General features: G+C 68.8%; 2 protein-coding genes and 3 pseudogenes. 1 reads left to right on the top strand and 4 read right to left on the bottom strand.

Annotated elements, in window-relative coordinates; all coding sequences use genetic code 11:
- The first annotated feature begins 527 nt into the window (after nt 1-527).
- Entirely contained in the window at nt 528-1,715 is a 1,188-nt protein-coding gene (tuf, locus tag ACFOX0_RS33945; RefSeq protein ID WP_377553746.1) for an elongation factor Tu, read from the top strand.
- Between the two features lie 74 nt (nt 1,716-1,789).
- Here tuf and ACFOX0_RS33940 read toward each other — a convergent pair whose 3' ends face one another.
- The 4 genes and pseudogenes from ACFOX0_RS33940 to ACFOX0_RS33925 all read right to left on the bottom strand — a co-directional run.
- Nucleotides 1,790-2,125 carry a hypothetical protein gene (locus tag ACFOX0_RS33940; protein WP_377553744.1) on the bottom strand — a complete coding sequence of 112 codons (336 nt, stop codon included), beginning with the start codon at nt 2,123-2,125 and terminating at the stop codon, nt 1,790-1,792.
- Between the two features lie 100 nt (nt 2,126-2,225).
- A pseudogene (locus ACFOX0_RS33935) lies at nt 2,226-2,555 on the bottom strand (hypothetical protein); the annotation flags it as partial.
- Nucleotides 2,556-2,652: 97 nt separating this feature from the next.
- A pseudogene (locus ACFOX0_RS33930) lies at nt 2,653-2,883 on the bottom strand (serine hydrolase); the annotation flags it as partial.
- Between the two features lie 93 nt (nt 2,884-2,976).
- Nucleotides 2,977-3,280, bottom strand: a pseudogene (locus ACFOX0_RS33925) (IS5/IS1182 family transposase); the annotation flags it as partial.
- Between the last annotated feature and the right edge of the window lie 127 nt (nt 3,281-3,407).

Here is a 3,407-nt window from a genome sequence, read left to right as displayed (position 1 = left end):
CGCGAAGCCGTTCGTCTGGACCGCGACCCCCAGCGAGATCCTGACCAAGGTCCGCTGGGTCCACACCGAGGTCCGCAAACTCCTCACCAACAACGACAAGTAAACGATCTCAATTACGCGACACTAGTGGGTGCGGACGGCGGCCCGGGCACCGTTGTTCGTTTGATAACAGAGCCCCCGCCTCTACCGCAGGCGTCAACTTCAACGCTGATGACCGGAAGAGAGGTGCCGGGAATATCAGTCGCCCGCCAGAGGTTCATAGCTAGCATGATCGCCATGTTCGGCACCGTCGGCTCTGTGCGGCCCGCAGGTTTCCACCTGCCGGACGCCGCCGACGTCTGCGCGTGGCTGGCTGATACCCGAAGCTGACCCTCCTCCCGCTCCGGCAGAACCACGGAGGAGGGTGGCCCGGTCCTCCGGCGCTGCCCCCACGGCGCGCCGCGACATGCGGTTCTGGCGCGGTTTCCGCGGAGTGGCACCCGCCCGCGTTCGTTGTCCGCCAACTCGTCTCCAGTGTGGAGCTCATCATGGCCAAGAGCCAGTTTGTGCGCGCGAAGCCGCACCTCAACATCGGCACGATGGGTCACGTCGACCACGGCAAGACGACCCTGACGGCCGCCATCACCAAGGTTCTCGCCGACCACGACCCCGCCGTCAACCGGTTCGTGTCCTTCGACGGCATCGACCGGGCGCCGGAGGAGGTGACGCGCGGCATCACCATCAACATCGCGCATGTCGAGTACGAGACCGCGACCCGGCACTACGCCCACGTGGACATGCCCGGCCACGCCGACTTCGTGAAGAACATGATCACGGGGGCGGCGCAGGTCGACGGCGCGATCCTGGTTGTCTCCGCGCTGGACGGGGCGATGCCGCAGACCCGGGAGCACGTGCTGCTCGCTCGGCGGGTCGGCGTGCCCTACCTGGTGGTGGCGATGAACAAGGCCGACGCGGTCGAGGACCCGGAACTGCTCGACCTGGTTGAGCTCGAGGTCCGGGAGTTGGTGTCCGAGTACGGGTTCCCCGGCGACGAGGTGCCCGTCGTGCGGGTGTCGGCGCTGCGGGCCCTCGAGGGCGATCCGCGCTGGGCGTCGTCCATCGTGGAACTGCTCGATGCGGTCGACCGGTACGTGCCGGTGCCACCCCGCGACCTCGGCGAGCCGTTCCTGATGCCGATCGAGAACGTGTTGACGATCTCCGGGCGGGGGACGGTGGTGACCGGCGCGGTCGAACAGGGCATCCTGCGGATCGGCGACCCGGTGGAGGTGGTCGGCCTCGGCCCGACGCTGTCGACCGTGGCGACGGGGCTGGAGACGTTCGGCAAGTCGCTGGCGACCGCCGACGCCGGGGACAACGCCGCCGTGCTGCTGCGCGGGGTCAAGCGTGACCAGGTGCAGCGTGGTCAGGTGGTGGCGTTGCCGGGCAGCGTCACGCCGCACCAGCGGTTCCGGGCCCGGCTCTACGCACTGACCACCGCCGAAGGGGGGCGCCACACGCCGTTCCTCGCCAACTACCGGCCGCAGTTCTACTTCCGCACCACCGACGTGGTCGGGTCGGTAGACCTCGGCGACGTGACGATGGTCCTGCCGGGTGACACCGTCGACCTGACGGTGAAACTGGGCAAGCCGGTCGCGATGGATGTCGGGCTCGGCTTCGCCGTTCGGGAGGGCGGCCGTACCGTGGCCGCCGGCACGGTGACCGAACTACTCGACTGAGATACGTGGCGGGGCCCCTTGCCAACAAGGGGCCCCGCCACGTACCGCCTTCATCAGGTGCACTGGCCGAGCCGTTACACCGGAGCGGATCTGACGATCCGGGTCCGGGCGTCAGCGACCAGGTTCGGCGCATTCGAGCCGGCGGCGTAGCGGGCCGCGTCGACAGTGTCGATGACCGCGGCGACCGGGTCCGGGTTGGTCGCCCGGTGCAGGGCGAGCCAGACCCATCGGTGCTCCCCGCGGTCGAGCTGGGACCGGCGGGCGCGTAGGTGCGCCTCTGCGGTGAGTGCGCGAGCGGCGATGCTGGCGACGATATCTGGGTCGTCGCCGAGCCCCGCGTAGCAGGCTGCCTCCGCGGCACTCCACCAGGGCAGGTCCCGTAGCTCGGTGGACAGGTAGAAGACCGTCAAGCGGTGCCCCGTCCGGGATGACCGCGTCGAGGGTCCACATCCCAGGCATATCGCCGAAGTGCGCCCAGTGGCCGCCGCACCGGTTGGGTACCCACATGATGCCCAGCCCGTAGGCCATGCCGGGCCGGATGTCCTGGACCGATTCGGCCAGCACGGTCTGGTGCAGCTCGGCCATCTGTCCCGGCCGCAATAGCTGGCCGCGCGCCACCGCATCCCAGAAGCGGGCCAGGTCGGTGGTGGTGCTGACCAGGCCGCCGGCTGAGGCCGCCACGCTCGGATTGAACGCGGTCGTATCGATCAGCGGCCCACCCAGCGCGAACTGCTGGTACCCCTCGGCGTGCGGCTGCGGCAGGGTCGGCCGGTCGCCGGGGTAGAACGTATGGGTAGGTGCAGCGGCACCAAGATCCGGGGGCGCACCTCGGGGTACCACGGGTGTCCCGTAACCCGTTCGATGAGCATCCCGACCAGAGGTAGTTGGTGTTCGAGTAGCTCCAGCGCGTGCCTGCGGCGAACAGCGGCGGGTGCCGCATCGCGCTCGCCACCAGCTGCGCCTCGGTGTCGTGGTCGAAGCGGTGGGCCAGGAAGTCGTCGGCCGACTGCAGCGCGACGAGGTCGTCGGTGGAGTCGTAGAGGCCACTGGTGTGCTGTACGGTTACGCGCCGGCCGTCGTTGCCGTTGCCGTCGACAACGCCGGGCAGCCAGCGTTCGATCGGGTCGTCGAGCCCGATCCGGCCCTCGCCGACGAGCTGGAGCAGCACCACCGTTCCCTCAGATCAATTTCGCCGCCCTGGGCGTTCCGTCTGGCTCGCCCTCTGGTCCGATCGCGGTGTTGATCACAAGCCTGACCCGGGCAGGGTCGACAACGGCCGTCCGCGTCCGTCGACCGCGAGGTGGATCTTCGTGCTCAACCCTCCTCGGGGTCGGCCAATGGCCTCGCCATCTTGCGCACCAGGCGTCGCCGGACTTGTCGGGGAGCCCCTTTCTGGGGCGCCAGCGGCATGCTGGTGCGCCCGCACGATCGACGAGTCGATGCTGATCGTCCACTGCACCGGCGTCCCGTCGTCGTGGACCTGTGCCGCCGCGAGGATCCGATCCCAGGTGCCGTCGGCGGTCTACCGACGAAGGCGTTCTATTGCAGGTCTGCCACGGCCCGAACGGAACCTGTCAAGTCAAGTGAGACGTTTTCGTGGTCAGGTGTTCTGTAGTTCGGTGGGTTGAGCTGCTGGTTTGTTGATCCACACCGTGGTCGGCAGGGCGGGTGGTCGGGGTCGGCGGGTGAATC

The organism is Micromonospora zhanjiangensis (assembly GCF_042650605.1).
Taxonomy (GTDB): domain Bacteria; phylum Actinomycetota; class Actinomycetes; order Mycobacteriales; family Micromonosporaceae; genus Micromonospora_J; species Micromonospora_J zhanjiangensis.
This window is presented reverse-complemented; position numbering and strand designations above follow the sequence as displayed.